Source organism: Campylobacter concisus (assembly GCF_002914195.1).
Lineage (GTDB): Bacteria > Campylobacterota > Campylobacteria > Campylobacterales > Campylobacteraceae > Campylobacter_A > Campylobacter_A concisus_M.
Window position 1 is genome coordinate 456,182 of record NZ_PPAU01000090.1, and the last position, 24,417, is coordinate 480,598.

Below are 24,417 nucleotides of genomic sequence, written 5' to 3' on the forward strand. Positions count from 1 at the left end.
TAAAGTTATTAAAAGTATGGCTTATGTATAATTTCAAAACTTCACGAAAAATCCCCGAAATTTATCGTTACAATGGAGAAAAAATGGAAAGAATTTCAGATATCATCGAGTCAATTGCAAATGAGAAAAATTTAGAGATAGAAGATGTAAAAGAGCGCGTTATAAGAGCCTTGATAAATACTGCAAAAAGAGTTTATGGCGAAAATTATGAGTATGATGTGAGTATCGATGCAAATAAAAATTTAAAGCTTTATCAAAAAATTTCAATCGTAGCAAACGACGATGAGAGGCTTGAAGAGGATAATGAGCATTTTTTAAGCTTAAAAGAGGCTAAAAAGATAGATGGTGGCGTAGAGATCGGAGATGAGCTCACATATGAGCTAAGCCTTGATAACCTTGGAAGAACCGCAGCCCAAACACTTCATAAGGAGCTTGAATATCATATCCAGCGCCTAGTTGAAGAGAAAATTTTACAAAAATATAATGAGATGAGCGGTCACATGGTCTTTGGGCCAGTTGTCAGAGTCGATAATGATGAAAATACATTTATTGAAATTGACGAGCTTCGCGCTGTTTTACCACGTAAAAACCGTATAAAAGGCGAGAAATTTAAAGTAGGAGACGTCGTAAAAGCTGTCATTAGAAAAGTTTTTACAGATAAAAATTTAGGCATAAAGGTAGAGCTTTCAAGAACTTCACCAAAATTTCTTGAAGCACTGCTGACTTCTGAAGTGCCTGAGATAAAAGATGGTGGCATCATAATTCAAGGAAGTGCGAGAATTCCTGGCGAAAGAGCTAAAGTAGCGCTCATTTCAACCACTCCAAACATTGATCCGGTCGGTGCAACTGTTGGCACAAAGGGCGTTAGGATAAATGCTGTAAGTAAAGAGCTTCACGGTGAGAGTATCGACGCGATCGAATACACCACAGAGCCAGCGATCTTGGTAGCTCGCGCTATGGCACCTGCGATCATCACATCTGTAAAGATTGAAGAAAATAAGGCAATTGTAACGCTTGCGAGCGAGCAAAAGAGCAAGGCGATCGGTAAAAACGGCATAAATATCCGCCTAGCAAGCATGCTAACTGGCTATGAGATCGAGCTAAATGAGCTTGGCTCAAAAACTAGCAGCAGTGGCGAAAATGGCGAAATGGTTAAAGATCTAAAAGCTCTTTTTGGTGATAACTAATGAAATTTCAAATAAGAAAAGCGACTGAGGGCGATATAGACGTGATCTGCGAGCTTGTAAGAGAGCTTGCAAGCTATGAAAAGATGAGCGATCAAGTCACTTTTACAAATGAAATTTTTGCAGACTCTATCTTTAATAAAAATCACGCAAAAGCCATTGTCTGCGAAAGCGAGGGTAGGGTGATAGGATATGCTATCTATTTTTACACATTTTCTACATTTTTGGGGCTTGGCGGGATCTATCTTGAGGACATTTACGTCAAAAAAGAGTTTAGAAATCAAGGTGTCGGCAAGGCATTTTTTAAATTTTTAGCTCAAATTTGTAAGGATGAAAATTTAAAAAGGCTTGAGTGGTGCTGCCTAAACTGGAATGAGCCAAGCATTAAATTTTATGAAAGCTTGGGTGCTAAAAATCAATCACTTGAGTGGAGAAATTATCGTTTGGACGGCGAGAATTTAGAAAAGCTGGTAAATTTATAGCTTATTTTAAAGTATAGTAGTTGGCTAAAAGCTCAAATTTGCTTTGAAATTTGAGCTTGTGAGCGATTAAAATTTATATGTATATCCCATATAAAGACCAACGTTTGTCTCTTTTATTTTTGCATTATCATATTTTGCTATAGAGCTATATTTTGTTCTATCTGCTTTTAGACCAAACTCAACCGCATTATTTTCGTTGATAGAGTATTCAGCACCAATTCTTGCACCTAGTATCCAGCCATTTGTATTAGCTTTTTCCGAGCCATCATGAGTGTCAAATACATCCATTTTAAGCTTTGAGTAGCCAGTGTAGCCACCAAGAATTAATTTAAGATCTTTTGCTACGCTTGGAGTGTAGTCTGCTCCAACTATAAATTTATGTGTTTTCCATTTTACTACTGTGCCATCTTCATCACCAAGTGATTTTTTGGCTTGAAAGTCATATATGTAAGCTCCATAAACTCTAGCTACGTCAAAATCATAGCCAGCTTTTAGCCCAATACCTGGTTGAGCTTTTTTCACTTTTGTTGTGTCATTGTCGCTTTTTGCTGTTAATTTTGAATTAAAAGAGTAATCTCCTTCGATCCCAATGAATGCTCCTTGTGCTAAAGCAGTAGCACTAGCCAGGCTTAATCCTAAAGCAACTTTTAAAACTACATTTTTCATTTTTACTCCTTATTTTAAAAATGTTTGGCTGGTATTCTAAATTTTATTGGATTAAATAAAGTTTAAATATTCAATTAAATATATAAAAAACATAAAATAATTCAATTGTTTTCTTATCAGAATAAAATTTATAAAATCACTCGAAAAAAGGAGTGTAAAGTGGCTAAGATGACAAAACGTGATATGGCTTATCATTTAGACGTTGATGTCGCAACACTTTACAATTGGCGAAAACACAAGCCAAACCTTTATCGTATTGTGATGCTTGGATTTAAATTTGATGAGCTTATAGAGCAGAGCAAAAAGACTTGCAACGAGCTTTGTGAATATGAAAATTTGATCAATCAAGACATAGAAAAATTTAGTAAATAATCGTTTAAAAATTGTAATCTCTTTTATAATAGCAAGAGTTAGAAAATTCAAAATTTCTAAGATATTTTTAGCTGGATATTTTAGGTGAAAAAATTTGAGCTCAAAGCAAGCGCTTCAAGCTCAGTAAATTTACTCGTTTAGGATAGAGAGAAGCTCTTTGTTGTCTTTTGTTTTTAACATTTTTGCGTATAAGAATTTAAGTGCTTCGACATCGTCCATTGTAGCAATCGCAGAGCGGATAGCCCAAATTTTTTGAAGCTCGTCAGGTTTTTGAAGTAGCTCTTCTTTTCTGGTGCCTGATTTTAGTACGTTGATAGCTGGGTAAATTCTGCGGTCTGAGATGTTGCGATCTAGCACGATCTCGCTGTTTCCAGTACCTTTAAATTCTTCAAATATTACTTCATCCATGCGTGAGCCAGTGTCGATAAGTGCTGTCGCGATGATGGTTAGTGAGCCGCCGTGCTCGATATTTCTAGCTGCGCCAAAGAAGCGTTTTGGCTTGTGAAGTGCGTTTGCATCCACGCCGCCTGTTAGTACCTTGCCACTTGGTGGGGTCACTGTGTTGTAGGCGCGTGCTAGACGGGTTATGCTATCAAGCAATATAATGACGTCTTTGCCCATCTCAACTAGACGTTTTGCCTTTTCTATGACAAGCTCTGCCACGCGGACGTGGTTAAGCGCTGGTAGGTCAAATGTCGAGCTAAACACCTCGCCTTTTACGCAGCGCTGCATATCGGTAACCTCTTCTGGTCTTTCATCGACCAAAAGCACCATGAGCTGGGCTTCTGGGTGATTTTTGGCGATGCCGTGAGCTAGCTCTTTCATAAGCTCAGTTTTACCGCTTCTTGGAGGTGCGACGATGAGGCCACGCTGACCTTTACCGATAGGCGTAAAAAGATCAAGCACACGTCCCGTTAGCTTCATCGGATCATATTCTAAATTTAGCTTTTCAGTTGGGAAAAGTGGGGTTAGGTTGTCAAAGAGTGGCCTCTCTTTTGCATCCGCTAGAGGCATGTAGTTTACCGCTTCTATCTTTAAAAGAGCGTAGTATTTTTCCTGATCTTTTGGCTCTCTTACTTGGCCGGTGATGATGTCGCCCACACGAAGTGCAAATTTACGGATTTGAGAGTTTGAAACATAAGCGTCGTTTGAGCTGTCGCTTAAATTCGCATCAACAGCTCTTAAAAAGCCGTAGCCCTCGTTTGTGATCTCTAAAATTCCAGTAAATAGTATAAAGCCGCCTTGTTTTGTCTGGGTTTTTAGTATCTCAAATATCAAATCCTGCCTACGAAATTCGCGTGGATTTTCGACACCAACGCTATTTGCGATCTGCACTAGCTCATCTAAACTAAGCGTTCTTAGCTCTTCGATCTTGTGTCCGTCTACTGGTATGTGTGTTCTTGATACTTGGTGTTTTTTTGTAGTTTTTGTGCTTTGAGCAGCACTTTGCTCGGTTTGGTTATTTTCCATATTTCCTCTTTAAATGCGGGGATAATTTTGCAGAATTTCTAAGTTTCAAAAAGAAGTTTTTGAAAGTTTTGGCATTTTATAAAAATAAAACTTTGTTGTCAAGAAATGGTATAAAATAAAATTTTTGCTCAAAAATGGTTGATTTGCTATAATCTCGCCATTTTATAACGGTAACAAAATAAGAAATTTGTGCCTATTTTTGCAGTTTGCCTACCATAAATTTATATGGCGTGTAATAGGCATGTGATGCAATAATATTGGTAAAAATTTTAGATAAAAGAAAGTAAAAATGCCACAAAGTAGATGTGCTCATTGTAGATTAAAATTTGATGAAAACGTGATGATCTCAAATGAAAGCGGACTTAAATTTTGCTGTGTTGGTTGCAAAGGTGTTTATGAAATTTTAAATGAAAATGGGCTTAGTGAGTTTTATGAGCGTCTTGGTAAAAATACACTTACACCGGCAAGCAACGGTGTAAATATCAAAAATTTAGCGGCAAATTTTAGCGAGCTTGTGACAAAAGAGGGCGACTTTAGTCAAATTTCATTTTTAATCGATGGTATCACTTGCTCAGCTTGCATCTGGCTACTTGAAAAGGCACTTTTTAGCTTGCCTGGCGTCTTGGAGGTAAATATCAACTCGCTTAATCAAAAGGCGGTCATTGTTTTTGATGAGCAAGAGCTTTTAATAGAGCAAATAATTGAAAAAATTTATGCCGTTGGCTACGTCCCAAAGCCCTATGCTACGAGTCAAAAAGAGGATGAGCTAGCTAAGAAAAGAAGAAATTTTTACACAAAAGCGCTAGTTGGTATCTTTGCTACGATGAATATTATGTGGCTAGCTATTGCTCAATATAGCGGGTATTTTAGTGGCATAAGAGGCGATATAAAAGATATTTTAAGCTTTGCGCAGTTTGTATTAGCAACGCCTGTACTTTTTTATACTGGTAGCGAGTTTTTCAAAGGAGCAAAGATAGCCATTAAAAACGCTTCGCCAAATATGGATTTGCTCGTTATCACCGGAGCTAGCATAACCTATATCTACTCCATTTTTGCGATGTTTACGAGGAGTGGCGAGAGCTATTTTGACTCGGTTGCAATGATTATCACCTTTGTTTTTATCGGTAAATTTTTAGAAATTTTGGGTAAGAAAAAGGCACTTGAGACTTCAAATTTCTTAAATGATATGCTGCTTGCAAAAGTGTGCGTTTTAGAAGATGGTAAGGATGTTTTAAAAGAGCCAAGAGATCTAAATTTGGGCGAAAAGATCGTGCTTAGATCAGGCGAGAGGGCGCTACTTGATGGAGCGGTGCTTAGTGGTGAGGCAAGTGTGGATAGCTCAAGTCTAACTGGAGAGAGCCTGCCTGTGACCTTGGGAGTGGGGCAAGAGGTGAAAAGTGGTGTCATTTGCCAAAATGGACAAATCATCTATGAAGCAAAGGAAATTTTTAAAAATTCTTATCTAAATCAGCTTATAAATTTGCTCCAAACTGCAGAGCTAAAAAAGCCAAATATCGAGCTAGTAGTCAATAAAATCGCTTCTAAATTTTCTCTTAGCGTGCTAACTTTGGCATTTTTTACATTTTGGTTTTGGTACTTTAAATTTGGCTTTTCAGAAGCTATTGTCACGGCTGTTAGCGTCATCGTGATCGCTTGCCCTTGTGCGCTTGCGCTTGCCACGCCAGTTAGTAGTGTCTGTGCCCTTGGTGTGGCCTTTAAAAATAGAGTGCTTTTTAAGGAGGCTAAATTTTTTGAAAGCCTTGCAAAGTGCGATGTAGCGGTATTTGATAAGACTGGCACGCTTACAAAGGCAGAATTTAAAGTTAGTGATTTTTTCATAAAAGAGAGCATAAGTTTAGATGAAATTTATTCGCTAGCTCTTATATCAAATCATCAAATAAGCGTGGCAGTGGCTAAATTTCTAAAGCAAAAAGGTGCAAGGAAAATAGAGCTTAAAAATACAAATTTAAGCGTGGCAAAGGGTGTTGAGGCTGAAATTTCGGGTAAAAAATTTTATGCAGGAAGCAAGCGATTTTTAGTTGAAAATGGTATTAGCTTTGATGAAGCTGAAGAAAATGTGAGCTTTTTTGTGGGGCTTAATGGTGAGTTAGTGGCGAAATTTTACCTAAAAGATAGTGTAAAGCCCGAAGCAAAGACCTTGATAGACGAGCTAAAGAGCGCTGGCATGAAAGTGTGTATCTTAAGTGGCGACGTGCAAAAAGTGGTAAAAAATGTGGCAGATGAGCTTGGCGTGAGTGAGTTTAGAGCAGAGATGTTGCCTGAAACGAAAGCTAAATTTATAAGCGAACTAAAAGAGCAGGGCAAAAAGGTTCTAATGGTAGGAGATGGCATAAATGATGCAGCAGCGCTTAGCCTTGCTCATGTTGCCATTTGTATGGGAAGCGGGGCGGCAATAAGCCTAGAAAGAAGCGATGTAGTGCTACTTGATAATAGTTTAAAAAGTCTAGCAAAGGCCATAAAAATCTCAAAATTTACTTACAAAACGATAAAGCAAAATTTGCTCTTTTGTCTTCTTTATAATGTTCTTGCTCTGCCATTTGCTGTGTGTGGCTATGTCATTCCGCTATTTGCTGCACTTTTTATGTCGCTTAGCTCGCTAAGTGTTATCTTAAACTCACTTTATATTGTTAGAAAATTTAAGGAAAAATAATGGATAGTGCGACACTTGCGATGCTAGTTTTTATCTCAGTTTTGATGGGAGCATTTTTGCTTTTTGGCGTGCTTTGGGGGATAAAAAATAAGCAATTTGAAGACTACCGAAAATTTTTAGACGGAGCAAATTTGGACGATGAAGATGCACTAAATGAAGCTTATGAGCTAGAGCTTCGCAAAAAAGAAGCCCTAAAAAAAAGAGCAAAATCTAATAAAGATAAAATTTAGCTCTCAATCGTTGGCTCGCCAAAAAGTCTATTGGCCTCTTTTAGAACCCCTTGTTCTCTTTGTCTTTGAAGCTCTTCTGGCGTTTTTGGCTCTTTATTTAGCATCAAAGCAAAGTTATTTTTCTCGTTTTGCAGCTCGCCTTTTATCTCTGCTTTTGGCTCATTTTTAGTTTCAACATTATTTGCATTTAGTCTTGAAATTTCCTCATCAAGCTCGTCTAGTTCGCTTTTTTCATTATTTTCTAAAGAGGCTTTAGGCGTCTTAGTTTGTACTTTTTGCTCATCACTCTTTGCATTTACTATTTTCGCATTTTGTCCAAAAAGCGTATGCAATATCTCATTTAAAATTTTCCAATTTTTCTTAAAATATTCAAGATTTTCATCTTTTGCATTTACTATCAGTCCAAGTTCATTGTTATTAAAGAAGCTAAATTCTACAAATTCTTTAAAAAACTCGCCAAGATCGTAATTTCTATCATAAATTTTTGTTAAGAAGAGTTCGTATGGACCTTGCATTTTAGTAGGAGCTACTTGGCTTTTTTGAGTGATGACTTCTGTGATTTGAGTGGAATTTTCACTATTTTTTGAGATCACTTCATTTATAGCATCATCAATATCTTGTAAATTTAGCGCTTCTATCATCATAAAAAGCATTAGCATTAGCACAAAGCCATTGTCACTACTTACATTTAGCATACCTTTAGCTTGTGCCAAAATCCTAAAAAATCTCTCATAAACAAGTAGTGAAATTTTTGAGTCGTTTTCTATAAATTTTTGCTTTAAATTTGCCAAAATTTCATCTATTATCATCTCAGGATCGTAGCTTTCAAGCTCGCTTACAAGCACTCTGATCGCATTTTTATCGTGATTTAAAACATGAGCTATTATCTCTTCGATCTTTTCTGGATCAAGAAGTCCTAACATCGATGCTACGCCATTTGCCGTGACATTATTTGCCCCGTAAATGATAGCTTGATCAAGAAGTGTCAAAGTATCTCTTAACGATCCTCCGCCACTTCTTGCTAAAATTTCAAGTGCCTCTTTTTCGTAGCTAATGCCTTCTTTGCTTAAAATAAACTCAAGATGTTTAATGATGCTGTATCTGCTTATTTGCTTAAACCTAAAATGCTGCGTTCTTGAAAGCACCGTTGTTGGGAGTTTTAATGGATCAGTCGTCGCTAGGATAAATTTTACATAGCTTGGTGGCTCTTCAAGCGTTTTTAAAAGAGCGTTAAATGCCTCTTTAGTTAGCATATGCACTTCATCGATTATAAAAATTTTATATCTTGCCATTGCTGGAGCATATTTTGTTTGCTCTATTAGCTCTCTTATATCATCTATCTTTCTGTGGCTAGCAGCGTCCATTTCGATGATGTCCATATGTCTTGACTCATTTGCCATTATGCATTGTGGGCATACTTCACATGGTTTTGAAGTAGGTCCTTTTTCGCACACTAAAGCTTTTGAAAATATCCTAGCACTTGAAGTTTTTCCACTGCCTCTAAGCCCAGAAAATAGATATGCGTGGCTTATGCGACCCTCGTCAAGTGCGTGTATAAGACTTTTACTAACGGCTTCTTGACCGATAAGTTCATCAAAATTTTTAGGGCGATATTTTAAAGCTAGTGCTTGCAATGCGGTATCCTTTTTATAAAGTTCAAGGATTTTATAAAAAAAGGCATAAATTTATGATTATTTATATCTTTAAATTGGGTTAAAATTTTTATGTTTTTAGGTTGCATTTAGTTAAATTTTAGATAATTGGTAATTTAAAAAGGATGAAAATGTCTGCATTTTGGAGTGGATTTTTTACAAGTTTATCTTTAATATTGGCTATCGGCGCGTAAAATGCATTTGTTTTGAAGCAGGGTATAAAAAAAGGAACATGTTTTTTCAGTTTGCTTAATATGCGCATTTAGTGATGCCTTGCTTATATTTGCTGGAGTTTTTGGTTTTGCAAAAGTGCTACAAAAATTTGAGTTTTTTAAACAGGTTGCCATATATGGTGGCTTTATCTTTTTATTTGTCTATAGTCTAAAGAGTTTGTATGGTGCATTTAAAAATCCCAAAAGCCTTCTTCCTAGTGCGCAACACGAGTCCAAATTTAGCAAAATAGTGCTTTTGACGCTTGCTTTTACTTGGCTAAATCCTCACGTCTATCTTGATACGATGCTTTTAATAGGATCTATTTCAACAAAATTTGGAGATGAAAATATAATTTTTGGCATCGGTGCTAGTCTTGCATCGCTATTTTTCTTCTTTTCTTTAGGATATGGAGCAAGAGTTCTCGCTCCAGTTTTTGCAAAAGAATTTTCATGGAAAATTTTAGAAATTTTTGTTGGGATTATTATGCTTCTAATCGCTTTTAGTTTACTTTTTACCAAAGTATAGATAAAATACATAAAATTTTACGCTAAATATTTTGTATTTTTATATGTATTAAAAATTTATATATTATCAATGTAAGATGCATTGATATGTACGACGGAGATTTTATGTTTTAAATTTGATTAAAAAAGTCTCCAAGCCCAAAATGAGCTTGGAGATTGCGTTTTAGCAAGAGAAGCAAGTTTTAAACTCATAAGCGGTTGGGCGCGCTTCGTAAGGCCAAACTTGAGTTTCAAATTTAAAGTGTTGATAGGTATCTATGAAAAGATCGGTCATTATTGGTTTTAAGTATTCATTATCGCGAATTAGTGCTTCTAAGCTACCGCGAAGTGTGTGTGGAAGCTGCTCGATGCCACGCTCTCTGATCTCATCAAGATGAAGTTTAAATAAATTTTCATCCATAGGACCAACTGGCTCATATTTGTGCTTAACGCCGTCAAGTCCTGCCATTAACATCGCTGAAAAGGCTAGATAAGGGTTTGCTGTGCTATCTGGAAATCTCATCTCAGCTCTAACTGACTTCTCGCCAGCGCCGTAAGGTATGCGGATGCTCGCTGAGCGGTTTTGGCTAGAGTAAGTGAGGATAGATGGCGCTTCAAAGCCTGGGATTAGGCGTTTGTAGCTGTTTGTGCTTGGGTTTGTGAAGGCTGCAACGCTCCTTGCGTGTTTTAAAACGCCGCCGATGTAGTGCCTTGCAAAGTCACTTAAATTTGCGTAGTTGCCCTCTTTATAGAATAAATTTTTACCATCTTTCCAGACTGATTGATGAACGTGCATGCCGCTTCCGTTATCGCCATAAAGTGGTTTTGGCATAAATGTAACTGTCTTGCCGTTTAGGTGAGCAACCATGCGAACGACGTATTTATAAATTTGGACATTATCGGCGGCTTCGACTAAGTTACCAAATTTTACACCGATCTCACCTTGTCCTTGAGCGACTTCGTGGTGTCCTAAAAAGACTTCAAGGCCAACTTGCTCTAAAACCTGCATCATCTCGGCTCTTAGATCTACCATGCTGTCGATTGGCTGAGTCATCAAGTAACCGCCTTTTCTGCGTGGGCGGTGACCTGTGTTGTAGCTATCTTTGAAGTCTGCAGCATCGTTCCACTCGCCTTCTTCGCTATCTACTTGATACATCGCACAGTTTGGGCTATCAATGATTTTGACGTTGTCAAAGACAAAAAATTCATTCTCAGGGCCAAAATACGCCTCGTCACCAAGACCGCTATCTTTTACGTACCGCATTGCTCTTTTGGCTATTGAGCGAGGGCATTTCTCATAAATTTGACCCTTGTAAATGTCGTAAATATCGCAAAAAACAACAACTGTAATATCAGAAGTAAATGGGTCTAAAAATGCAGTTGTAGCTTCTGGCTTCATTATCATGTCGCTCTTATCGATTGGTTGCCAGCCATGCATAGAGCTAGCGTCCATTGGAATGCCATTTATAAAATTTTCTTTCGTAACAGCTTTTATATTGTAGCTAATGCTGTGCCAAGCACCACCTAAATCAGTAAATCTAAAATCTACAAATTTGACTTCATTTTCTTTACAAAAATCAAAAAAATGATCTATATTTTGGACGAATTTTCCCACTTTTTTCTCCTTTTAATTTTTAAATTTTTCGTATTCTATCATAAAACCTAATATTTAAGATTAAATTTATATTTTATTTGAACCCAATCTAAAATTTTACTAATTCTCTATCTCTATTTTTAAAAATAGCACATTTTGAATAACCTAAATCTCTAGCTATTTGCTCGCAAATTTCACCATTTTTACCGATATCTTCTTTTGTGTGAGCATCTGAGCCAAAAGTGATAGCTATATCTTTTTCGGCTATAAGCTCTAGTAAATTTACGCTTGGATATTGCTCACCGATAGGCTTTCTAAAGCCAGCTGCATTTATCTCAACTACTAAATTCGCCTCCTTTATCGCATTGATCGCATCACGCGCTAAAATTCTAATATCTTTTTTGGGTAAAAATTTAAAAATTTTGAGTAGATCAATATGCCCCATTATGTCAAATTTTCCAAGCTTGGCTGATCTTTCTACATGATCAAAATATTCTTGCCAAATTTGATCTAAGTCTTTGCCATCGTAGCCACCGATAAATTCTGGATTGTCAAATGCCCAGCCATTAAAAAAATGCACAGAGCCTATTAGATAATCAACCTTTCTAGCAAAAACTCGCTCATCCATAAATCCATCTAAAAAATCCATCTCATAGCCAAGTAAAATTTCTATCTCACCGCTAAATTCATCTCTTAAACGTAAAATTTCATCTTCATAGCCTTGCATTTCATCAAATCTCATTCTGTAAGCTTCATCGTAGTTCATCGGCGCGTGATCGCTAAAGCCAAAGTATTTTGTGCCAGCTTTTATTGCGTTTTGTACATACTCTCTTGGCTTGCCAACTGCGTGTTTGCAAAGTGGCGTGTGGTTGTGAAGATCGACGGTCATTTTTAGCCTTTTAAGGTCGTTTATTTTTAAAAATGCTATCTAAAAATTTATAAATTTAAAGATAAAAGCATTGCCTTTAAACTTACTTTTTATTTAAATCCTATATAATCAAGCCAAATTTTATTAGGAGCTTTTATGACCCAAGAGGAACTTGACGCACTTATGGCAGGTGGACTAGATGATGAGTTAGATAATACTAAAGAAGATTCTGGCCAAGAGGTTGCGGACGTCAAAGAGGATACGGACGAGGTAACAGAAGTTGCAGAAGCAATCGATACTAAAGATGAGCCACAGTCAAAATTAGAAAGTAATTCAAAGAATGCGGAAAATTATAGAGTGAGTGCAGATGGCGTTTGGCCACCGCCACCACCAACGGAAGACCACAAAATGGTTCATCAGCTTGATGACGTAACAAGAGATAGCGAAGAAAAAGCTACTCAGATGTTTGATAAGCTTGAGACGATAAATAACTTTTTTATGGACGCTGAGAGTGATTCAAATAGCCTAAAAGACACAATAAACTCAAATATCGAGCTATTTACGACGCTAAGTGAGAAATTTCCAAATATTGCTGCATTTAGTGAGGCTTTGGAGAAAAACAACTCACTTCTTGGCACGATCGATAATATCATCGGAAATTTACAAATGGGACAAGATGAGATAATGATGGCTATGGATATGATGCAGTATCAAGACATCCATAGACAAAAGATAGAGCGTGTTATCAACGTTATGAGAGCGCTAAGTAAATATATGAATACCTTGTTTGAAGGTAAAATCGACGATGATAAGCGTGTTAGCTCTGCTGTTCACATCGCTGGTGATACAACGACTGAAAATCTTGTCAGCAACGACGATATCGAAGCCTTGATAGAAAGTTTAGGTAAAAAATAGTGCTAAAAAGGCCTGAGCTTTTATCTCCAGCTGGAAATTTAACAAAACTTAAAATCGCCCTTGAGTATGGAGCCGACGCTGTTTACGGCTCGGTGGCGAGCTTTTCACTAAGAACTAGATCAGCCAGGGAATTTAATCTTGAAACATTTAAAGAGGCGATAGACTACACGCATGCAAAGGGAAAGAAATTTTATGCGACCATAAATGCTTTTCCTTTTAACTCTCAGATTGAGCCACTAAAAAGGCACTTGCAGACTATCTCGGCAATGAAGCCAGATGCCTTTATCATCGCAACTCCAGGCGTTATGAGTCTAGCAAAAGCCATCGCTCCTGATATCGAGATACATCTCTCAACTCAGGCAAACGTTATGAATGTGCTTGATGCAAAAATTTATCACGATATGGGCGCAAAACGTATCGTCGTAGCACGCGAGATGAACTTGAAAGATGTCATAAAGATAAAAGAAGAAATTCCAACTCTTGACATTGAAATTTTTGTACATGGCTCGATGTGCTTTGCCTACTCTGGTAGGTGCTTAGTAAGCTCAGTGCAAAGCGGACGTATGTCAAATCGCGGCAGCTGTGCCAATGACTGTAGGTTTAAGTATGAACTTTACGCTAAAAACGAAGAGAGTGGTGTGCTTTTTCGCTTAGAAGAGGATGAAAACGGCACTCATATTATGAACTCAAAGGATCTTTGCCTCATCTCTCACATCAAAGAGATCGTTGATAGTGGCGTAATAGATAGCCTAAAAATAGAAGGTCGCACAAAGAGCGAGTACTATGCAGCCTGCACAGCAAGAGCCTACAAAATGGCGATAGATGATGCCATGGATGATAAATTTGACGTACAAATTTATGAAAATGAGATAAATACGCTAAAAAATCGCGGCTTTACGGATGGATATTTGGTACATAGGCCTTATGAACGAGCCGATACGCAAAATCACGTTAGCAGCCTAGAAGAGGGCACACATCAGGTAAATGCAATAAGCGAAGATGGCGAGTTTTTTAAGTGTAAATATAAAATTTTTCCAGGCAATAGCTATGAGATCGTGGCTCCTACCGGCTCACATATAGATGGTAGCGAGAATGAAATCTCAAAGGTTTATTCACAAGATGGCAAGAAATTTATCAAATTTAAGCAGCTCATTACCAAAAAAGGCAAGGTTATGAGTGAAATTCACAGCGGCAATGAAAATGAGATAAACCTCGGCGTTAAGCTGCCAAAATTTAGTTTTTTAAGGGAGAAGATATGAAATTTGTTTCTATTATAATGGGAAGTAAGAGTGACTATGAGATAGTTAGTGAGGCGGCAAAGACTCTTGAAAAATTTGACGTAAAATATGAACTGATAATCAGCTCAGCTCACAGAAGCCCAAAAAGAACGAGCGAGTACGTCGCAAATGCTGAGAAAAAAGGCGCAAAAGTCTTCATCGCAGCTGCTGGTATGGCGGCTCACCTAGCCGGAGCGATCGCCGCAAATACAACAAAACCAGTGATCGGCATACCAATGGCTGGCTCAGCTCTAAGCGGCGTTGATGCACTTTACTCAACGGTACAAATGCCAAGTGGTATGCCAGTGGCGACCTTAGCTATCGGAAAAGCTGGAGCGATAAATGCAGCCTATTTGGCGGTGCAAATTTTAGCACTTGAAGATGAGGGGCTAGCAAGTGCTCTAAAAGCTGACAGAGAGGTGAAAATAAAGGCTTTAGAGGAAGACTCTTCAAAGGTTGAAGTGATACTGTAAAAAGGAGAAGCGGTGCAGACCTATCTTGGTGTTGATGAATTTTGCAAACTTGTGCACTTGGAGCGTGAAGTTATCGAAGATATGATAAATCGTGGCGTTTTGAAAACCAAAGAGGAAAATGGAGAAATTTTGATAGAAGCGAGCGAAGGAACGATGAGCGTGGTGCCTAGTGTTTCGCAAAATTTATCCTTGCAGCCGCAAAGCCAAGATGGTATCAGCTTTGTTGAAAAGACGATTGGAACGATATTAAATTTACATGAAAAGGTGCTTGACGCAAAAGATGAGACCCTTGGGACCTTAAGAAATGAGAATAAATTTTTAAAAGAGGCTCTCATTTCTATGCAAGAGCTCTATGACGAAGATAGAAAAACGGTAGAAACTCTTACAAAACAGCTTAAAATTTCACAAGATGAAGTTGAATTTTTAAAACGAAAATACAAGCTCATGTGGAACCAAGCGGTTGAAAATTTTAACGGGCAAAAGTAGTTTATGAAGATTATAAATTTAGAGGATAGCTTTGAAATTTACGGAGTAAAAACTCGCACTAAAAATGAAGATGAGATAGGCGTCAAGGGTAAAATTCCAGCTCTATGGTCTAAATTTATGAGTGAATACTATGATGGCAAGAGTGAAATTTATAGCGTTTACTGCAACTATGAAAGCGATTTTGATGGACATTACGATAACTTCATCGGCACAAGATCAAGCCACAAAAGTGATAAAATTTTAGAGATAAAAAGTGGCAAATATGCCGTTTTTAGTTTTGCAAGAGAGCCACAAAATATTGCAAAATTTTGGGGTAAAATTTGGAGATATTTTGAAAGTAGCGAGCTAAAAAGAGCCTACGAAACGGATTTTGAGTTTTACGGCAGCGATGAGATAAAAATTTTTATATCTATTTTAGGTTAGAAAAAATGAATAAAAAAAACAATAGTTCAATTTTGAGTTTTATCGAAAATTTTGGTAACAAATTACCAAATCCAACTATGCTTTTTATCTATCTTTCGATTATTACGATAATAATATCGTTTGTGTTAGAAAAGATGGGCGTTGGCGTAAGCTATCAGGCTATCAAAGACGGACAAATATCACAGCTTAATGCAAATGTTATAAATTTGCTTTCTGCTGATAGTCTTAGATCTTTTGTTTTGTCTGTACTTAAAAATTTTACTAATTTTTATCCTTTGGGAGTAGTCTTTGCGATTATTCTAGGTATTGGTATTGCAGACAAGTCTGGACTTTTATCAGCACTTATGACAAAGATTGCCTTAAAATCTTCCAAAATATGGGTAACTCCAATCGTTATTTTTCTTGGTGTAATGTCAAATGTTGCTTCCTCGGTTGGCTATGTTGTGCTAATCCCACTTGGAGCTATTTTATTTGCTGGATTTGGTCGCCATCCAATTGCTGGACTAGCTGCTGCTTTTGCTGGTGTTAGCGGTGGCTGGTCGGCAAATTTATTAATCGGCACAAATGACCCGATGTTTGCGGCATTTTCTATGCAAGCAGCTAGCGTGTTAAATCCAGATTATGTAGTATTAGCAACTGCAAATTGGTACTTTATGATAGCTTCGACATTTTTGATCGTATTTGTTGGCTGGTTTGTAACAGATAAAATCGTAGAGCCTAGGCTTGGTAAATTTGATTTTTTGGGTGATTTTAGCTTACAGGAGCATAGTGAGATAAGTGCAGAGCAAAAACGTGGCTTAAAATTTTCGCTAATAGCATTGATTGTTTTTGTAATTTTATTGCTTGTGGCTATTTTACCTTCAGGCTCTTTATTTGGAGCAAAAGGCAATGAAAGCTTTATGAAGTCTACTTTTATGCATTCTATTGTTGTTTTTATGATGTTGCTTTTTATAGTGGTAGGCGTAGCTTACGGTGTAGGCGCTAGGACCATAAAAAACAGTAATGATGCCATAAAATTTATGGAGCAATCTATTTCTGAGCTATCAGGATTTTTGGTTTTGATATTTTTTGCAGCCCAGTTTACATATCTTTTTAATACCTCAAATATTGGGCTAGTGCTTTCTATAAAAGGTTCTATTTTTCTAAAAGAGGTCGGATTAACTGGACTTAGTCTTATCATGGTTTTTATTTTCTTGATCGCTTTTATAAATTTATTTATAGCTGTTGATTCTGCAAAGTGGGCGATGATGGCTCCGATTTTTGTACCAATGTTTATGAATCTTGGACTCTCACCAGAGCTTACACAGGCTGCTTTTAGAATAGGCGACTCCACTACAAATATCATAACGCCTTTGATGCCATTTTTTGTTTTGATAGTAGCTTTTATGCAAAAATACAATAAAGAGTTAAAAATCGGATCAGTTGTTTCTATTATGCTTCCTTATACGGTTGCATTTTTAATTTCTTGGACAGCGCTAATGTCGTTTTGGTACATTTTTGATCTACCGCTAGGACCTGGTGCAGTTATACACTATGTAAAGTAAAATTTTAAAAGGAAAGCAATGACATTTTCACAAATAATATTAACCCTTCAAAACTATTGGCAAGAGCAAGGTTGCGTTATACTTCAGCCATACGACATGCCAGCTGGTGCGGGCACATATCACCAAGCAACATTTTTAAGAAGCCTTGGGCCAAAGCCCTGGGCGACTGCATACGTAGCTCCAAGCCGCCGTCCTACTGATGGCAGATACGGCGAAAACCCAAACCGCCTAGGCGCTTATTATCAGTTTCAAGTACTCATAAAACCAAGCCCAGAAAATATCCAAGAGCTTTATCTAAAAAGCCTTGAAAGGCTTGGTCTAAATTTGAAAAATCACGACATCCGCTTTGTCGAAGACAACTGGGAGAGCCCTACACTTGGTGCTTGGGGGCTTGGCTGGGAGGTCTGGCTAGACGGCATGGAGGTGACGCAGTTTACCTATTTTCAGCAAGTGGGCGGCATCGCATGCGAGCTGATCTCCGGTGAGATAACATACGGCCTTGAACGTTTAGCTATGTATCTCCAAGACGTAAATAGTGTCTACGACATCGTTTGGGATGACTCTAATGGTAATATAGTAACCTATGCTGACGTACACAAACAAGGCGAGTACGAGTGGAGTAAATATAACTTTGAAGTGGCAAATGTTGATATGCTTTTTAATCAGTTTGAAAATGCATTTGGCGAGTGTAAACGCTGTTTAGAGGCTAAAATTTCACTGCCAGCGTATGACTACTGCATGCTAGCGGCACATACTTTTAATGTCCTTGATGCACGTGGAGCGATAAGTGTAACACAAAGGCAAGACTACATCTTAAAAATTCGTGAGCTTGCAAAAGAGTGTGCACTTACCTACAAAGAGAGTTTGGAAGAAAAGTAAAATTTGATGAAAATAGCTGAAATTTATAAAATTTTAGATGAAATTTGCCCCTTTGTGAGCCAAGAGTCCTGGGACAATAGCGGCCTGCAAGTTGGCTCATTTGACAGCGAATTTGAGCGAATTTATCTAAGCCTTGATCTAGATAGCGAGCTTTTGCAAAATGTCTTGCCAAACTCGCTGATCATCACCCACCATCCGCTCATTTTTAAGGGGTTAAAGAGCTTAGACTACAATTTTTATCCAAGCTCGCTCATAAGAGAGATGATGATAAAAAATATCTCGCTCATCTCGCTTCACACAAATGCTGATCTTGCTTTTTTAAATGAAAAATTTGTGACGCAGATTTTGGGGCTTGAAATTTCAAGCAAAGATGGCTTTTTGATCTATGCTGATGTGAAGATGAAATTTAGCGAGCTTTGCAAATTTGTAAAAGAAAAACTTGGGCTAGAAAATTTAAGAGCGGTTCATGCAAAATATGAAATTTCTAAAATTTGTATCTGCACTGGAAGCGGCGCAGATCTCATCCAAGATGTCAGGGCAGATGCCTTTTTAACAGGTGATATAAAGTATCACCAAGCTTTTTACGCAAAGGAAAATGGCCTAAATTTGATAGACATAAACCACTATGAGAGTGAGCGTTATTTTAGTGATTTTTTGGCAAAGTATTTGCAAAATCTAAAAATTGAAGTTATAATAAGCAATTCTAAAAATCCATTTACATATTGCTAACAAAAAAGGAAACATTATGAATAAATATTTACAACAATTAGTTGAATTGTCTGATCTTGATAGACAAATAGATGGTTTTACGCCACGCATACAAGAAGTCGAGAAAGCCTATAAAAGCATAGAAGAAGAGTGTGACACTATATCAGCTGATGTAGCAAAACTAGATGAAGAAATGAGTGATCTAAAGACTCAAAAATCAGGCACAAATGCCCATATTGCTGAGTTTAGTGCAAAGATAAAAGATGTAGCTAAAAAAAGTTCAAGTGCAAAAAGTGAAAAGGAGATAAAAGCTCTAAGCCTTGAAGAAGATATTGCAAAAGAGCAACTTGAAGCAGCAAATGAAGAGATAGCTAGACTTGAAAAACTAATAGATAGTAAAAACAGTCAAAAGGATGAGCTAAATACCAAAAAAGCCGAGCTTGAAGGAAATTTAGAAAAGATAAAAAGTAATGCTTCATCTGAGCTTGAAAGTATTGAAAAAGAACGCAAAGAGGTCTATGCGAAAAAAGATAAGCTTGTTGCTGCAATGAATCAAAAAATTCTCGCATTTTATGAAAAGATAAGAAAATGGGCTCACAATACAGCTGTTGTGCCTGTTAAAAAGCAAGCTTGCTATGGTTGCTTTATGCAGATAAATGACAAAACTTTTTCTGCTGTTATCAAGGGCGAAGATATCGTTACATGTCCGCATTGTGGCAGAATTTTATACAAACAAGAGCAATAACATATTTCGTGATAATAATATATTACTTTCTAGCCTCAATACTCTATATATTTGGGGCTATCTTTCTATTTATTTTAAGTTTTGAAAAAAAGTATCATAAGTCGATTCCAGCACGTTTTTTCCTCTTTAATAATCCTAAATTTCAAGATGCAGATGTGCATTTTCACGCTTGCTCATTTGGCGAGGTGCAAGCACTCAAACCTTTGATACAAAAATTTGATAGTAAAGCCATAAGTGTGGTGACAAATACAGGCTTTGAAGCGGCAAGTAAAATTTGCTCTAACACGAGATTTTTGCCATTTGAAATTTTTTTGCCGTTTTGGCTAAAAAAGAGCAAAATTTTAGTTATTTTTGAGGCTGAGCTTTGGCTTATGCTAGTTTTCATGGCAAAGCTAAAAGGCAGCCGTGTGATATTAATAAATGCGAGAATTTCAGATAGAAGCTACAAAAGCTACTTAAAATTTGGCTTTTTTTACAGATATCTTTTTAAATTCATAGATAAAATTTACGCCCAAAGTGAGCTTGATAAAGAGAGGCTAAAGTCACTTGGAGCAGGTGAAACCCAGGTCGTTGGCAACATAAAAGCTGCGTTTTTGCCAAGTGTGAGTAAAATTTATGAAAAGCCAAAAGCTAGAGTGATAGTGCTAGCAAGCACGCATGCTGGCGAAGAAGAGATGATTTTAGAAAATTTAAATTTAAAAGAAAACGATCTATTAATCATCGCGCCACGCCATCCTGAGAGATTTGCAGAGGTTGGAAAGCTTGCAAGCGAGTATGCTAAAAAGCGTGATTTTAGCTTTGCTAAATTTAGTCAAACGCATAAATTTGATGCTAAAGTAAATTTGCTTGATACTTTAGGCGAGCTTGTAAATGTCTATGCTATTAGCGACATAGTCGTGCTTGGAGGCAGTTTTGTGCCAAATATCGGTGGGCATAATCCAATCGAGTGTGCGCAATTTAATCCAGTGGTAATTAGCGGAGAGTTTATATTTAACCAAAAGGCGTTATTTAGCCTAGTTGAAAACATCTATATCGCAAAGGCTAGCGAGATAGGCGGTATAATAGATAGTGGCGCCAAAAAGAGCAGAATAGCCGTGCAAGCAAGCGCTGATGCGATCATAAAAGACATAAGGAGCACTTTATGGGTGAAGAAAAAGCGTATAAAATTTTAGCCAAACAAAAAAATATCTCAAACAACGAGGCAAAGGAGCTAATCGACAGTGGCCTAGTCTATGCCAAAGGGCAAAAGGTGATGATAGCTCGTGCTTTGATGAGTGAAAATACTAAATTTAACGTCGAAGAGATGCCAAAGCCAAGTGTTATCTTTGAAGATGAAAATTTAATAGCCATTAGTAAACCAGCTGCCATAACTAGCGAAAAAATCAGCCAAATGTATAAATTTCCACTCCTTCACAGACTCGATAAGGATACAAGCGGCGTGTTGCTTCTTGTAAAAAATGATGAATTTGCGGCGCTTGCTATAAATGAATTTAAAAAGATGAAGGTTGAGAAAATTTATGTGGCCGCAGTTAGGGGCGTCATGAGCGAGGAAGTGGTCGTAAATGAGCCGATCTTAACGATAAAAAATAAAAATGGCGCCATTTCAAAGATCTCAAAAGATGGCAAAGAGGCGATCAGCGAAATTTCACCGCTCATGGTTGTGGGTAAAAAAACGCTGGTAAAAGTTGCCATAAAAACAGGCAGGACGCATCAGATAAGAGTGCATTTGGCTAGTTTAAATTTACCTATCGTTGGCGATGAAAAATACGGCAAAAATAGGGCAAATAGAATGTTTTTGCATGCCTATTCTATCGCTCTTTTAAACTATAAATTTAAGGCGCCGATCCCAAAAGAATTTAACTCTCTTGGATTTGAGCTATCTAATAAATTTGAAATTTAAAGAGCAATAAAGAAATTATTTAGTAATATACGCCCTTTAATAACAACTTAGAAAGGTGATTAGTGTTCGAACAAATTAGCGAGTCTTTTAGATTAGCCGTTAGTAAGATACGTTTTGTAGATGACGAAAAAGCTCTAAAAAACGCACTTGACGTGCTTAAAAAAGCTCTTTTAAAAGCTGATGTCCATCACAAAGTCACTAAAGATCTACTTGCATCTATCGAAAGCGAACTAAAGCAAACTGGTGTTGGTCAAAAGAATTTCTTAGATGCGATCAAGTTAAATTTAACGACTATTTTAACAGCTCCTGGCAACCAAGGCTTTGTCTATGCACCAGTTGCACCGACTATTGTTTTGATGGCTGGTTTACAAGGTAGCGGTAAAACAACGACAACTATCAAGCTTGCAAACTATCTAAAGCTAAGAAAGAAAAAAGTTTTAGTTGCGGCTTGTGACTTGCAAAGATTAGCAGCGGTTGAGCAGCTAAGACAGCTCTGCGTTGCAAACGAGATCGATCTTTTTTATATAGAAAATGAAAACAATCCTATAAAAGTAGCAAAAGAAGCATTAGAAAAAGCAAAAAGTGGGCTTTATGATGTGCTTTTAGTGGATACTGCCGGTCGTCTCGCGATCGATGAAAAGTTGATGCAAGAGATAAAAGATGTAAAAAATGCGATAAATCCACATGAAATTTTCTACGTAGCTGACGCTATGAGTGGTCAAGACGCTGTCAAAACAGCTGCAAGTTTTAATGAAATTTTAGGAATTTCTGGAGTTATTCTTTCTAAATTTGACTCTGATTCAAAGGGTGGCGTAGCTATTAGTATCGCAAAACAGCTAAATATCCCACTTAGATTTGTCGGTACTGGCGAAAAAGTAGCTGACATTGAGAGCTTTATACCAGACCGCATCGTAAGTCGTATAATGGGCGAGGGTGACTTAGCTACTTTGGTTGAGAAAACATCGACTATAATTGATGAAAAAGAGGCAAAACGCCTAAATCAAAAGATAAAAAAAGGTCAGTTTAACTTTAACGACTTTTTAGATCAAATGGAAAGCGTTAAAAAGCTTGGCAGCATGAAGTCTTTGATGGGGATGATACCTGGACTTTCAAATATTGCAAATCAAATAAAAGATATAGACCTTGATAATTCAAAAGAAATTTTGCATATTAAGGCTATGATAAACTCTATGACACAAAAAGAGCGTGAAAATCCAGACCTTTTAAACAATAGTAGAAAAAGACGTTTAGCGACTGGCTCTGGGCTTTCTCAGGTAGAGGTAAATCGATTTTTAAAGCAGTTTGAAAATGCCTCAAAACTTGCTAAGAAATTTTCAGGAAAAGGTGGAGCAAAAGGACTTGCAAATATGCTTTCTCAAGTAAATTTAAAAAGACCTGTTTGATAAAAGGGCTTAAATTTGGATATTTGTTATCTAAATTTAAGCTTTATTTAAAAACAAGAGGAGAATATAATATGGCAACAGTAGTAAGACTAACAAGAATGGGACGTAAAAAAAGACCTTTTTATCGTATAGTTGTTACAGATAGCAGAAAAAGACGCGATAGCGGTTGGATAGAGAGCATTGGTTATTACAATCCTATGGTTGAACCAAATGTTATAAATTTTAATAAAGAGAGATTGGATTACTGGAAAAGCGTCGGTGCTAAACTTAGCGACAGAGTTGCACAAATTACAAAATAATGGTTAAAAATTTTTTATACGAATATGCCAAGTTGATTGCTGATTTTCCTGATAAAGTAAGTGTTGATCGTCAGGAACTTGGTGAAAATTTTGTCGAGATCATTATAAGTGCCGATAAGGTTGATACTGGAAAGCTTATCGGCAAAGACGGCAAAATGATAAACGCTATAAAGACCGTTATTATTGGTTGTAAAGCTAAAGATAATACAAGTTATAGAGTAACGGTAAAAGCTATTGAATAGTGATATTGTTGAAGTCGCTACCATCGGAAGATGTGTTGGTTTAAAGGGCTACTTAAAGCTTCACAATAAGAGCGACTTCCCAGAACAGTTTAAAAAAGGTGCAACCTTTTTTGATAAAAACAATGATCAGCTGACCATAAAAGACTACAATAGACAAAAAGGGCTGGTGTTGTTTGAAAATTTTGATGACTTAGACCTTGCTAAAACGCTTGTAAATATAACTATATACACCACAAAAGAGCTCACTAGAAAAAACTGCAAATTAAAAAAAAATGAATTTTTTCAGTTTGATATTATTGGCTTAAAAGTTATAGAAAATGGTGAAATTTTGGGTATTGTAGAAGATATCCAAGATAATTTTGCAAATTCACTTTTATACATAAAAACTGATGAAGAGCTTACCTTAGGTGGTAAACCAAAGAATTTTTACATTCCATACTTAGAGCATTTTATTATAAGTGTAAATTTAGACAATGAAGAGATTTTGGTAAAAGGTGCTAGAGCTATTTTAGAAAATTCATGAAATTTACGTTTATTACACTTTTTGAAAATTTAGTTAAACCTTATTTTTGTGATTCTATTTTAAAACGTGCAATTGGTAATAAATTTATTGAAATTGATTTTATAAATCCAAGAAATTTTACTAAAGATAGGCATAATAAAGTTGATGATTATATGATCGGAGGTGGAGCAGGGCTTTTGATGTTTCCACAGCCTTTGGATGAGTCGATCAAATTTCTAAAAGAAAAAGATAAAAATGCTCATGTGATATTTTTAACGCCAGCTGGTAAAAAATTTAATCAAAATGACGCAAAGAGGCTCTCTAAAAAAGATCATATTTGTTTTGTTTGTAGTAGATATGAAGGCCTTGATGAACGAGTTGTTGAGCTTTGGGCGGACGAAGTTTTTTGCATAGGCGATTTTGTTTTAACTGGTGGAGAGCTTCCTGCGCTTTGTATGAGTGATGCAATATCAAGAAATGTACTTGGAGTTTTAGGAAACGATATGAGCCTTGAAGTTGAGAGTTTTGAGGATAATTTGCTTGAGGCCCCATCTTTTACAAAGCCTGATAATTTTAGATCAATCTTTGTGGTTTCAGAGTTTTTAAAGGGTAACCATGCTAAAATCCACACTTTAAAAAATAAGATGGCTCACTGCAAAACAAGGTTCTTTCGCCCTGATTTATATCAAAAGCTTAAGCCACATAAATAAGGAAAA

General features: G+C 36.8%; 27 protein-coding genes. 22 read left to right on the forward strand and 5 right to left on the reverse strand.

The features are described 5' to 3' along the window. The first annotated feature begins 83 nt into the window (after positions 1-83). Complete coding sequence (nusA, locus tag CYP28_RS04530) at positions 84-1,187, forward strand: transcription termination factor NusA (protein ID WP_103593242.1); 1,104 nt, start codon at positions 84-86, stop codon at positions 1,185-1,187. Then, positions 1,187-1,666: a GNAT family N-acetyltransferase gene (locus CYP28_RS04535; RefSeq protein ID WP_103593243.1), complete on the forward strand. Its 480-nt coding sequence runs from the start codon at positions 1,187-1,189 to the stop codon at positions 1,664-1,666. Before nusA ends, CYP28_RS04535 begins: the two co-directional genes overlap by 1 nt. 66 nt (positions 1,667-1,732) lie before the next feature. On the opposite strand, the gene CYP28_RS04540 is transcribed toward CYP28_RS04535, so the two are convergent. Next, entirely contained in the window at positions 1,733-2,332 is a 600-nt protein-coding gene (locus tag CYP28_RS04540; protein ID WP_103593244.1) for an outer membrane beta-barrel protein, read from the reverse strand. A gap of 159 nt (positions 2,333-2,491) precedes the next feature. Here CYP28_RS04540 and CYP28_RS04545 point away from each other — a divergent pair, with 159 nt between their 5' ends. Then, a complete protein-coding gene (locus tag CYP28_RS04545) occupies positions 2,492-2,704 on the forward strand; it encodes a transcriptional regulator (RefSeq protein WP_002941953.1) in 213 nt (70 codons plus the stop codon). Between the two features lie 129 nt (positions 2,705-2,833). Here CYP28_RS04545 and rho read toward each other — a convergent pair whose 3' ends face one another. Continuing rightward, entirely contained in the window at positions 2,834-4,174 is a 1,341-nt protein-coding gene (gene rho / locus CYP28_RS04550; RefSeq protein WP_103593245.1) for a transcription termination factor Rho, read from the reverse strand. A 289-nt stretch (positions 4,175-4,463) separates the two neighbouring features. Between rho and CYP28_RS04555 the strand changes: the two genes are divergently transcribed. Both CYP28_RS04555 and ccoS read left to right on the forward strand, forming a co-directional pair. Then, positions 4,464-6,845, forward strand: coding sequence for a heavy metal translocating P-type ATPase (locus tag CYP28_RS04555; protein WP_103593246.1), 2,382 nt, complete (start codon positions 4,464-4,466; stop codon positions 6,843-6,845). After that, positions 6,845-7,075, forward strand: a complete 231-nt coding sequence (gene ccoS / locus CYP28_RS04560) for a cbb3-type cytochrome oxidase assembly protein CcoS (protein ID WP_087578757.1) — start codon at positions 6,845-6,847, stop codon at positions 7,073-7,075. The genes CYP28_RS04555 and ccoS overlap by 1 nt, the downstream gene beginning before the upstream one ends. Here ccoS and CYP28_RS04565 read toward each other — a convergent pair. Continuing rightward, positions 7,072-8,709, reverse strand: coding sequence for a DNA polymerase III subunit gamma/tau (locus CYP28_RS04565; RefSeq protein WP_103593247.1), 1,638 nt, complete (start codon positions 8,707-8,709; stop codon positions 7,072-7,074). The genes ccoS and CYP28_RS04565 overlap by 4 nt on opposite strands. A gap of 291 nt (positions 8,710-9,000) precedes the next feature. Here CYP28_RS04565 and CYP28_RS04570 point away from each other — a divergent pair, with 291 nt between their 5' ends. Further along, the gene (locus CYP28_RS04570; protein WP_343219157.1) at positions 9,001-9,465 is read left to right on the forward strand and encodes a LysE/ArgO family amino acid transporter; all 465 of its coding nucleotides are present in this window, start codon (positions 9,001-9,003) and stop codon (positions 9,463-9,465) included. A 162-nt stretch (positions 9,466-9,627) separates the two neighbouring features. On the opposite strand, the gene glnA is transcribed toward CYP28_RS04570, so the two are convergent. Together glnA and CYP28_RS04580 are read right to left on the reverse strand one after the other, a co-directional pair. Next, complete coding sequence (gene glnA / locus CYP28_RS04575) at positions 9,628-11,058, reverse strand: type I glutamate--ammonia ligase (RefSeq protein WP_103593248.1); 1,431 nt, start codon at positions 11,056-11,058, stop codon at positions 9,628-9,630. 88 nt (positions 11,059-11,146) lie between these two features. Then, positions 11,147-11,926, reverse strand: coding sequence for a histidinol-phosphatase (locus tag CYP28_RS04580; RefSeq protein WP_103593249.1), 780 nt, complete (start codon positions 11,924-11,926; stop codon positions 11,147-11,149). A 135-nt stretch (positions 11,927-12,061) separates the two neighbouring features. Between CYP28_RS04580 and CYP28_RS04585 the strand changes: the two genes are divergently transcribed. The 16 genes from CYP28_RS04585 to trmD all read left to right on the forward strand — a co-directional run bounded on the left by CYP28_RS04585 (position 12,062) and on the right by trmD (position 24,411). Further along, positions 12,062-12,820: a chemotaxis protein gene (locus tag CYP28_RS04585; protein ID WP_103593250.1), complete on the forward strand. Its 759-nt coding sequence runs from the start codon at positions 12,062-12,064 to the stop codon at positions 12,818-12,820. After that, the gene (locus tag CYP28_RS04590; protein ID WP_103593251.1) at positions 12,820-14,079 is read left to right on the forward strand and encodes a peptidase U32 family protein; all 1,260 of its coding nucleotides are present in this window, start codon (positions 12,820-12,822) and stop codon (positions 14,077-14,079) included. The genes CYP28_RS04585 and CYP28_RS04590 overlap by 1 nt, the downstream gene beginning before the upstream one ends. After that, complete coding sequence (purE, locus tag CYP28_RS04595; protein ID WP_103593252.1) at positions 14,076-14,570, forward strand: 5-(carboxyamino)imidazole ribonucleotide mutase; 495 nt, start codon at positions 14,076-14,078, stop codon at positions 14,568-14,570. The genes CYP28_RS04590 and purE overlap by 4 nt, the downstream gene beginning before the upstream one ends. Positions 14,571-14,582: 12 nt before the next feature. Next, a complete protein-coding gene (locus CYP28_RS04600; RefSeq protein ID WP_103593253.1) occupies positions 14,583-15,056 on the forward strand; it encodes a DUF3972 domain-containing protein in 474 nt (157 codons plus the stop codon). Positions 15,057-15,059: 3 nt separating this feature from the next. Continuing rightward, positions 15,060-15,479 carry a GyrI-like domain-containing protein gene (locus CYP28_RS04605; protein ID WP_103593254.1) on the forward strand — a complete coding sequence of 140 codons (420 nt, stop codon included), beginning with the start codon at positions 15,060-15,062 and terminating at the stop codon, positions 15,477-15,479. Positions 15,480-15,484: 5 nt separating this feature from the next. Continuing rightward, complete coding sequence (locus tag CYP28_RS04610; RefSeq protein WP_103593255.1) at positions 15,485-17,023, forward strand: AbgT family transporter; 1,539 nt, start codon at positions 15,485-15,487, stop codon at positions 17,021-17,023. Between the two features lie 18 nt (positions 17,024-17,041). After that, positions 17,042-17,902, forward strand: a complete 861-nt coding sequence (gene glyQ / locus CYP28_RS04615; protein WP_103593256.1) for a glycine--tRNA ligase subunit alpha — start codon at positions 17,042-17,044, stop codon at positions 17,900-17,902. A gap of 6 nt (positions 17,903-17,908) precedes the next feature. Continuing rightward, entirely contained in the window at positions 17,909-18,631 is a 723-nt protein-coding gene (locus CYP28_RS04620; protein WP_103593257.1) for a Nif3-like dinuclear metal center hexameric protein, read from the forward strand. 16 nt (positions 18,632-18,647) lie between these two features. Beyond that, complete coding sequence (locus tag CYP28_RS04625; RefSeq protein ID WP_103593258.1) at positions 18,648-19,355, forward strand: zinc ribbon domain-containing protein; 708 nt, start codon at positions 18,648-18,650, stop codon at positions 19,353-19,355. 8 nt (positions 19,356-19,363) lie between these two features. Further along, positions 19,364-20,527 carry a lipid IV(A) 3-deoxy-D-manno-octulosonic acid transferase gene (gene waaA, locus CYP28_RS04630; protein ID WP_103593367.1) on the forward strand — a complete coding sequence of 388 codons (1,164 nt, stop codon included), beginning with the start codon at positions 19,364-19,366 and terminating at the stop codon, positions 20,525-20,527. Continuing rightward, the gene (locus CYP28_RS04635; RefSeq protein WP_103593259.1) at positions 20,497-21,255 is read left to right on the forward strand and encodes an RluA family pseudouridine synthase; all 759 of its coding nucleotides are present in this window, start codon (positions 20,497-20,499) and stop codon (positions 21,253-21,255) included. The genes waaA and CYP28_RS04635 overlap by 31 nt, the downstream gene beginning before the upstream one ends. Before the next feature lie 62 nt (positions 21,256-21,317). Further along, positions 21,318-22,658 carry a signal recognition particle protein gene (gene ffh / locus CYP28_RS04640; RefSeq protein ID WP_103593260.1) on the forward strand — a complete coding sequence of 447 codons (1,341 nt, stop codon included), beginning with the start codon at positions 21,318-21,320 and terminating at the stop codon, positions 22,656-22,658. Positions 22,659-22,729: 71 nt separating this feature from the next. Beyond that, positions 22,730-22,957, forward strand: coding sequence for a 30S ribosomal protein S16 (gene rpsP, locus CYP28_RS04645; protein WP_009293992.1), 228 nt, complete (start codon positions 22,730-22,732; stop codon positions 22,955-22,957). Further along, positions 22,957-23,199: a KH domain-containing protein gene (locus CYP28_RS04650; protein ID WP_103593261.1), complete on the forward strand. Its 243-nt coding sequence runs from the start codon at positions 22,957-22,959 to the stop codon at positions 23,197-23,199. The genes rpsP and CYP28_RS04650 overlap by 1 nt, the downstream gene beginning before the upstream one ends. After that, positions 23,192-23,722 (forward strand): ribosome maturation factor RimM, encoded by a 531-nt coding sequence (gene rimM / locus CYP28_RS04655; protein WP_103593262.1) that lies wholly within the window; start codon positions 23,192-23,194, stop codon positions 23,720-23,722. The genes CYP28_RS04650 and rimM overlap by 8 nt, the downstream gene beginning before the upstream one ends. Next, positions 23,719-24,411, forward strand: a complete 693-nt coding sequence (trmD, locus tag CYP28_RS04660; RefSeq protein WP_103593263.1) for a tRNA (guanosine(37)-N1)-methyltransferase TrmD — start codon at positions 23,719-23,721, stop codon at positions 24,409-24,411. Before rimM ends, trmD begins: the two co-directional genes overlap by 4 nt. The last annotated feature ends 6 nt before the right edge of the window (positions 24,412-24,417 follow it).

What these genes read in the sequence shown, in the direction of transcription:
- nusA (WP_103593242.1), top strand. Translation starts at nt 84, where the DNA reads ATGGAAAGAATTTCAGATATCATCGAGTCAATTGCAAATGAGAAAAAT.
- CYP28_RS04535 (WP_103593243.1), top strand. Translation starts at nt 1,187, where the DNA reads ATGAAATTTCAAATAAGAAAAGCGACTGAGGGCGATATAGACGTGATC.
- CYP28_RS04540 (WP_103593244.1), bottom strand. Translation starts at nt 2,332, where the DNA reads ATGAAAAATGTAGTTTTAAAAGTTGCTTTAGGATTAAGCCTGGCTAGT.
- rho (WP_103593245.1), bottom strand. Translation starts at nt 4,174, where the DNA reads ATGGAAAATAACCAAACCGAGCAAAGTGCTGCTCAAAGCACAAAAACT.
- CYP28_RS04555 (WP_103593246.1), top strand. Translation starts at nt 4,464, where the DNA reads ATGCCACAAAGTAGATGTGCTCATTGTAGATTAAAATTTGATGAAAAC.
- ccoS (WP_087578757.1), top strand. Translation starts at nt 6,845, where the DNA reads ATGGATAGTGCGACACTTGCGATGCTAGTTTTTATCTCAGTTTTGATG.
- CYP28_RS04580 (WP_103593249.1), bottom strand. Translation starts at nt 11,926, where the DNA reads ATGACCGTCGATCTTCACAACCACACGCCACTTTGCAAACACGCAGTT.
- CYP28_RS04585 (WP_103593250.1), top strand. Translation starts at nt 12,062, where the DNA reads ATGACCCAAGAGGAACTTGACGCACTTATGGCAGGTGGACTAGATGAT.
- purE (WP_103593252.1), top strand. Translation starts at nt 14,076, where the DNA reads ATGAAATTTGTTTCTATTATAATGGGAAGTAAGAGTGACTATGAGATA.
- CYP28_RS04605 (WP_103593254.1), top strand. Translation starts at nt 15,060, where the DNA reads ATGAAGATTATAAATTTAGAGGATAGCTTTGAAATTTACGGAGTAAAA.
- CYP28_RS04610 (WP_103593255.1), top strand. Translation starts at nt 15,485, where the DNA reads ATGAATAAAAAAAACAATAGTTCAATTTTGAGTTTTATCGAAAATTTT.
- glyQ (WP_103593256.1), top strand. Translation starts at nt 17,042, where the DNA reads ATGACATTTTCACAAATAATATTAACCCTTCAAAACTATTGGCAAGAG.
- CYP28_RS04620 (WP_103593257.1), top strand. Translation starts at nt 17,909, where the DNA reads ATGAAAATAGCTGAAATTTATAAAATTTTAGATGAAATTTGCCCCTTT.
- CYP28_RS04625 (WP_103593258.1), top strand. Translation starts at nt 18,648, where the DNA reads ATGAATAAATATTTACAACAATTAGTTGAATTGTCTGATCTTGATAGA.
- CYP28_RS04635 (WP_103593259.1), top strand. Translation starts at nt 20,497, where the DNA reads ATGGGTGAAGAAAAAGCGTATAAAATTTTAGCCAAACAAAAAAATATC.
- rpsP (WP_009293992.1), top strand. Translation starts at nt 22,730, where the DNA reads ATGGCAACAGTAGTAAGACTAACAAGAATGGGACGTAAAAAAAGACCT.
- CYP28_RS04650 (WP_103593261.1), top strand. Translation starts at nt 22,957, where the DNA reads ATGGTTAAAAATTTTTTATACGAATATGCCAAGTTGATTGCTGATTTT.
- trmD (WP_103593263.1), top strand. Translation starts at nt 23,719, where the DNA reads ATGAAATTTACGTTTATTACACTTTTTGAAAATTTAGTTAAACCTTAT.